The 6,429-nt window shown below is 73.0% G+C and carries 8 protein-coding genes and 1 pseudogene; 3 read left to right on the top strand and 6 right to left on the bottom strand.

What is annotated here, in order from left to right; genetic code table 11:
* From HET64_RS34820 to sigE, 3 genes and pseudogenes are all read right to left on the bottom strand, one after another.
* Positions 1-316: pseudogene (locus tag HET64_RS34820) on the bottom strand (protease); the annotation flags it as partial.
* A gap of 89 nt (positions 317-405) precedes the next feature.
* On the bottom strand, positions 406-1,440 hold the full coding sequence (locus HET64_RS34825; protein WP_215111246.1) for an anti-sigma factor: 1,035 nt from the start codon (positions 1,438-1,440) through the stop codon (positions 406-408).
* A complete protein-coding gene (gene sigE, locus HET64_RS34830; protein WP_003966488.1) occupies positions 1,437-2,126 on the bottom strand; it encodes an RNA polymerase sigma factor SigE in 690 nt (229 codons plus the stop codon). The genes HET64_RS34825 and sigE overlap by 4 nt, the downstream gene beginning before the upstream one ends.
* A 250-nt stretch (positions 2,127-2,376) precedes the next feature.
* Between sigE and HET64_RS34835 the strand changes: the two genes are divergently transcribed.
* Positions 2,377-3,042 (top strand): O-methyltransferase, encoded by a 666-nt coding sequence (locus HET64_RS34835; RefSeq protein WP_003966489.1) that lies wholly within the window; start codon positions 2,377-2,379, stop codon positions 3,040-3,042.
* A gap of 103 nt (positions 3,043-3,145) precedes the next feature.
* On the opposite strand, the gene HET64_RS34840 is transcribed toward HET64_RS34835, so the two are convergent.
* On the bottom strand, positions 3,146-3,313 hold the full coding sequence (locus HET64_RS34840; protein ID WP_003966491.1) for a DUF3117 domain-containing protein: 168 nt from the start codon (positions 3,311-3,313) through the stop codon (positions 3,146-3,148).
* A gap of 315 nt (positions 3,314-3,628) precedes the next feature.
* On the opposite strand from HET64_RS34840, the gene HET64_RS34845 reads away from it, so the two are divergent.
* Entirely contained in the window at positions 3,629-4,441 is an 813-nt protein-coding gene (locus HET64_RS34845) for an enoyl-CoA hydratase/isomerase family protein (RefSeq protein WP_215111247.1), read from the top strand.
* Between the two features lie 7 nt (positions 4,442-4,448).
* Here the strand turns inward: HET64_RS34845 and HET64_RS34850 are convergent, their stop codons facing one another.
* Together HET64_RS34850 and HET64_RS34855 are read right to left on the bottom strand one after the other, a co-directional pair.
* Complete coding sequence (locus HET64_RS34850; RefSeq protein WP_215111248.1) at positions 4,449-5,045, bottom strand: DNA-3-methyladenine glycosylase I; 597 nt, start codon at positions 5,043-5,045, stop codon at positions 4,449-4,451.
* Positions 5,042-5,506: a cell division protein DivIVA gene (locus tag HET64_RS34855; protein ID WP_215111249.1), complete on the bottom strand. Its 465-nt coding sequence runs from the start codon at positions 5,504-5,506 to the stop codon at positions 5,042-5,044. The genes HET64_RS34850 and HET64_RS34855 overlap by 4 nt, the downstream gene beginning before the upstream one ends.
* A 75-nt stretch (positions 5,507-5,581) precedes the next feature.
* Here HET64_RS34855 and folP point away from each other — a divergent pair.
* A partial coding sequence (folP, locus tag HET64_RS34860) for a dihydropteroate synthase (RefSeq protein WP_215111250.1) occupies positions 5,582-6,429 on the top strand: 848 nt, incomplete at its 3' end.

Raw genomic sequence — 6,429 nt, forward strand, 5'->3', positions numbered from 1 at the left:
CCCAGGGGCCGGGGCCGCCGTAGGGCGGGGTGCTGTACTCGTCGGGCTCGTGCAGCGGGGCCCCGGACGGGCGGGGGCGCGGAACCTCCTGGCCGCCGTGGACCTCCGGCCGGCCGGAGGCCTCGGAAGGCGGAGCCGGCCTCGTGCTGTCCGGGGCCTGGGTCGTGGCCGGGCCCGGGGGCGTCGGCTCCCGGTCCTCGGCCGACGGAGCGCCCGACGGGGCCGGCCCGCTGTCCGGCTCCGTGCGGTCGGCGCGCCCCGCCGTGGGGCGGCTCCACCACTTCGCCTGCGGCCCGGTGGGCTTCCCGTCGTCCATGCTCTCCCCGCAACTGGCCTCTGTACGCCCCACCGAGGCGTCCCTCACCGGAATTCAACCAGGTTTGCGAATATCCGCGCAGGGTCCGGTCAGGGCCGGGGGGAAAGCGGGCTCGCCAGATCGTTGGCGGGCGGCCCCGAGGGAACCGAGGAGGGGACCGCCTTCGGCGCCGCCCCGCTGCCGAGCGCCGCCGCCAGCAGCGGGGTGCCGGACACCGCCGGGCGTATCAGCGGCGACACGGACACGTTCAGCACGGGGAAGGTGAAGGGGTGCCCGCCCGAGGCATGGACGCCGAACAGCGGCGGGGCGGTCGGCGGCCCCTGCCGGTTCACCGGAGGGGTGACGGCCGGAACCACCGGGGTCGCACCGGTGAGTGTCGAGGGCACCCGGTTCGTGCCGGACGCGGGCCGCTCGGCCGCCCGGCCGTCGCCGGTCACCGCGAGGGCGCCGCCGCCCCGGCGGCTGACCGCTTTCGCGCCGTTCTCGGCGCGGGTCGCGGCGTCGAGCGGGGTGGCGTTGTTCCCGGCGCCCTCGGCACGCAGGGAGGATTCGGGACCGGAGTCCAGCGGCAGGGTGCCGCCCAGCGCGATGGCCGCGAGGGAGACCGCGCTGGCCGCGGCGAACGCGAAGCGCCGCCCGCGCCAGGGCGAGCGGTCCGTGTCGCGGGCCACCTCGTGTATGCGGAAGACCGAACCGGAAGCGGGGCCGCCGGGCAGCACGGCGGTGGAGCCGTGGGTGGCGGGGAGGTATCCGAAGCCGTCCAGGGGGGAGGGCGCGGTGTCGGCGCGGGTGCTGCCGCCGGAGGGCCGCAGCCCGGGGAAGAACTCGTCGGCGAAGGGCCCCCGGCCGCCGAACGGTGCGCCGGAGCCGGTGTCGTCCCCGCCAGGACCCCCGGGAAGGCCCTGTAGCCGGGCCAGGAACCCCTCGGAGGGCGAGGGTGAGGCGGACATGGCGAAGGCGCTCTTGAGGCGGCGCTGGGCATCGGCCTCGGCCTTGCACTTGGCACAGGTCGCCAGGTGGGCCAGGACCCGCTCACGGGCGTCGTGTTTCAGCTCGCCGTCGACCAGCGCGGCGAGTCGGTCCCCCAGATGAGCTTCCGCGGGGGTGGGCCCTGTGCCGCTCACGCCGTTCCCCCCTCCCCCGCCAGGACCGCGTCCGCCAGGGAGCGCTGCTCGGCGCGGGCCTCGGGCGAACGGTGCTTGAGCGCCTTGCGCAGGTGCGAGCGGCCGCGGTGGATACGGCTGCGGACGGTGCCGAGCTTCACCCCGAGGGTCGCGGCGATCTCCTCGTAGCTGAGGCCCTCGATGTCGCAGAGGACCACGGCCGCACGGAACTCGGGCGCGAGGGTGTCCAGCGCCTGCTGCACGTCGGCGTCGAAGTGGGTGTCGTTGAAGACCTGCTGCGGGGACGGCTCACGGCTCGGCAGGCGCTCGGCCGCGTCGTCGCCGAGCGAGTCGAAGCGGATGCGCTGCTTGCGGCGGACCATGTCCAGGAAGAGATTGGTCGTGATGCGGTGCAGCCAGCCCTCGAAGGTGCCGGGTGTGTACGTCGACAGCGAGCGGAACACCCGGACGAAGACCTCCTGGGTCAGGTCCTCGGCGTCGTGCTGGTTTCCCGTCAGCCGGTAGGCGAGGCGGTACACACGACCGCTGTGCGTGCTGACGATCTCTTCCCATGAGGGCGGGGTCCACGCCTGAGAATCCGCATCGGAGGCGAAGGTCGCGGTTGGTGCGGAGTCTTCGGAAGAACGGTCAGCAATGTTGGTCACGGATTTCGGCTCACCGGCCGACCTGAGGAGACGCCGCAGCATCCCTCCCCGGTCCACAGGCGCAGCCGCACCTCCCCTATCGGCTCTGGTGGTGTCCAGTCGAGCCCCTACCATAGCCACCTCGCCCGTTAGCTCCGGATAAGCCTTTTTCCCTGCTGGGGCCGGGCGTCGCCCGGCACTTTCCCGCAGCTCGCCGGTCCGATCCGCGGACCCGGCCACCGCGCTTTCCCCACTGCCTGCACAACGCCCGGTCCCATCTGCGGGTTCCCGGGTCCAGCGGATACAGTCACCGTTGCGCCAACTACGGGGACAGGAGAGGGTCATTACCGCCAACCGGCAGACGAGCTGGGCATTCGCCGACGCCTTTGTCGCCGAGGACGAAGCACTGCACGGAGCCCGGGAGCGGGCTCGCGAGCTGGGGCTTCGCTCGGTGTCACCGGGCACCGGCGCTGCGCTGCGCCTGCTGGCAGCCGCCGCGGACGCCAAAGCGGTGGCGGAGATCGGCACGGGCACCGGCGTGTCCGGCATCTATCTCCTGCACGGAATGCGGCCGGACGGGGTCCTGACCACGGTGGACCCCGAGCCCGAGCGTCAGCAGTTCGCCCGGGCGGCGTTCCGCGAGGCGGGCTTCGCCACCAACCGGGCCCGGTTCATCCCCGGCCGCGCCCTGGACGTCCTGCCCCGGCTCGCGGACGGCGGTTACGACCTCGTCTTCTGCGACGGCGACCGGCTGGAGAGCCTCGATGTGCTCGCTGAATCGTTGCGCCTGCTGCGGCCCGGCGGGCTGGTCTGCTTCGAGGGCGTCTTCGCCGACGGCCGTACGGTCGACTCCGCGGCCCAGCCGGCCGAGGTACTGCGACTGCGGGACCTGCTGCGGGCGGTGCGCGAGAGCCAGGAGCTGATGTCGACCCTGTTGCCGGTCGGCGACGGCCTGCTCTGCGCGGTCCGGCGCGGCTGACCACGGAGAACGCCGTGGTCAGCACGGAGATCCTCGTCAGGACGCACCACTGCCCGGTACGGAATCCGTACCGGGCAGTGGTGAAGGTGATGGGCGTTCCGCGTCAGCCGACGACCTTCTTCAGCGCGTCGCCGAGGGCATCGGCCTCGTCCGGAGTCAGCTCGACAACAAGCCGACCGCCGCCTTCGAGCGGAACGCGCATGACGATGCCCCGCCCCTCCTTTGTCACCTCGAGCGGGCCGTCGCCCGTCCGCGGCTTCATGGCCGCCATGCTCGTTCCCCTTCCTGAAACCAGCTCATCGCAACCGGCGGCCCCATGACAGGCGCTGCCTCACCGGCATCGAACACATTGCTTCTTCGCCATTATCCCGCATCAATGACCCCGATGACCAACATCGGTCTGCATCGCTTGCGCAACGCGCTCTCTCAAAACCACCCAATTCGGCGATCCGGCTGCGATACTGCGCCGCCCCGGACCCCCAGGTGAGAGCCAATTGTTAGACGCAGGTCACATCTCTGCCCAGCTCCGGATCGGCCATGCTTGCCTGCAGTGGCAACGATGCCCGAGCAGCGAGGGGATACCGGAATGGCCGACGAGCCGGCGAACACCGTCCTGTACGACGTGACCGAAGGTCTCGCGACGATCACGATCAACCGACCCGGCGCGATGAACGCCATGAACACCGCGGCGAAGGTCGCGCTGAGGGACTCGCTGCTGGCGGCGTCGGCGGACGCGGGGGTCCGGGCGGTGCTGCTCACGGCCACCGGGCGCGCCTTCTGTGTCGGCCAGGACCTCAAGGAGCACGTCGCCACGCTCTCGGCCACCCGCGAGGCGGGCGGCGGGAACGCGCTGAGCACGGTGCGGGAGCACTACAACCCGATCGTGCGGGCGATCACCGGGATGGCGAAGCCGGTCGTCGCCGGGGTGAACGGCGTCGCGGCCGGGGCCGGGTTCGGATTCGCGCTCGCGGCCGACTACCGGGTGGTCGCCGACACCGCCTCCTTCAACACCTCGTTCGCGGGCGTCGCACTCACGGCGGACTCGGGCGTGTCCTGGACGCTGCCCCGGCTGATCGGGCAGAGCCGCGCCGCCGATCTGCTGTTCTTCCCGCGGTCGATCTCCGCGCAGGACGCGTACGAGCTGGGGATCGTCAACCGGGTCGTCCCCGCGGCCGAGCTGGCCGAGCAGGCGACGGCGGTGGCCAGGGCCCTGGCGGACGGCCCCACGGTGGCGTACGCGGCGCTGAAGGAGTCGATGGCGTACGGCGCCGGGCACACGCTCGCCGAGGCGCTGGAGAAGGAGGACGAACTCCAGACCCGGGCGGGCGCGTCGCAGGACCACACCATCGCGGTGGAGGCGTTCCTGGCCAAGGAGAAGCCGGTCTACCTCGGGAAGTAGCCGCGGCTCAGCGCGGCGCCGCCCCGCCGCCGCGCGCCACGCAGTCCGCGAGGTGGTCGTCGACCAGTCCGCAGGCCTGCATCAGCGCGTAGGCGGTGGTGGGGCCGACGAAGCGGATCGAGCGCTTCTTCAACGCCTTGGCGAGCGCGGTGGACTCCGGCGTGACGGCCGGGACGTCGGAGAGGTCGCGCGGGGCCGGCCGGCCGGCCGGATCGGGGGCGTGGGACCAGATCAGCTCGTCCAGCTCCCCCTCCGGCCAGTCGGCGAGCACCTTGGCGTTGGCGAGGGTCGCGTCGACCTTGGCCTTGTTGCGGATGATCCCCGGGTCGGCCAGGAGCCGCTCCCGGTCGGCGTCGGTGAACTTCGCGACCGCCTCGATCCGGAATCCCTCGAACGCGGTACGGAAGGTCTCCCGGCGGCGCAGGATCGTGATCCAGGAGAGCCCGGACTGGAAGGCCTCCAGGCAGAGCCGTTCGAACAGGGCGTCGTCCCCGTGGACCGCCCGGCCCCACTCGGTGTCGTGATAGGCGAGGTAGTCCTCGGCGGACAGGCCCCACGGGCAGCGCAGCCCGCCGTCCGGGGCGGCCACGGCCGCGCCGCTCATCGCCCGTCCTCCTCGGCGCGGTCCTGGACGCTTTCCTGGCCGGCCCGCTCGGCGGGGCGGTCGCCCCGCCGGTCGCCGGGCTGCTTGAACAGGTCGGTGCCCGTCGTCACCGCTGCGGCCTGCACCCCGGCCAGGGCGGACTCCAGCTCGGCGATCCGGGCGTCGCGCTCGGCCAGTTCGGCGCCGAGCCGGGACAGCGCCTCGTCGACGTCCGCCATCCGGTAGCCGCGGGCGGCCATCGGCAGGCGCAGCGCCTCGACGTCCGCCCGGCCGACCGGGCGGGTCGCGGGCAGCGGATCGGTGAACCGGTCGGGCGGGACGTCCTGGAGCACGGCGCTGCCACCGCCTCCGACCACCGCGAGGGTGACCGCGGTGACGACCACGACCATCGTGAGCAGCAAGAACCAGAACACGCGCATCTCCCCGGGGGCGGAAACCTCGTCCGGGTCCGATCGTGCCATGCGACACGGACAAGTCGGGGCCGGCCCGACAAGGCCTTAGGGTCGCAGGCGGGCTATCTGAGGAGGAAACACGGGATGCGAAGCGGTGCACTCAGGCTGGGGCGGCGGGAATTCGGTCCGCACGAGCCGGTGATCATGGCGATCGTGAACCGGACCCCGGACTCCTTCTACGACCAGGGCGCCACCTTCGGGGACGAGCCGGCGCTGGCCCGGGTCGAGCAGGCGGTGGCCGAGGGCGCCGCGATCATCGACATCGGCGGGGTGAAGGCAGGTCCCGGCGAGGAGGTGAGCGCCGAGGAGGAGGCGCGCCGCACGGTCGGGTTCGTCGCCGAGGTCCGCCGCCGCCACCCGGACGTGGTGATCAGCGTGGACACCTGGCGGCACGACGTGGGCGAGGCGGTCTGCGAGGCCGGGGCCGACCTGCTGAACGACGCGTGGGGCGGGGTGGACCCGAAGCTGGCGGAGGTCGCCGCGCGGTACGGGGCGGGCCTCGTGTGCACGCACGCGGGCGGCGCCGAGCCGCGGACCCGGCCGCACCGGATCGCGTACGAGGACGTCATGGCGGACATCCTGCGGGTGACGGTGGGGCTGGCCGAGCGGGCGGTGGGGCTCGGGGTGCGGCCGGACGGGATCATGATCGATCCGGGGCACGACTTCGGGAAGAACACCCGGCACTCGCTGGAGGCGACGCGGCGGCTCGGGGAGATGGCGGAGACCGGGTGGCCGGTGCTGGTGTCCCTGTCCAACAAGGACTTCGTGGGCGAGACGCTGGACCGGCCGGTGAAGGAGCGGGTCATCGGCACGCTGGCGACGACGGCGGTGTCGGCGTGGCTGGGGGCGCGGGTGTACCGGGTGCACGAGGTGGCGGAGACGCGGCAGGTGCTGGACATGGTGGCGTCCGTCGCGGGGCATCGGGCGCCACC

The organism is Streptomyces sp. McG3 (assembly GCF_018619185.1).
In the GTDB taxonomy this organism is placed as follows: Bacteria; Actinomycetota; Actinomycetes; order Streptomycetales; family Streptomycetaceae; genus Streptomyces.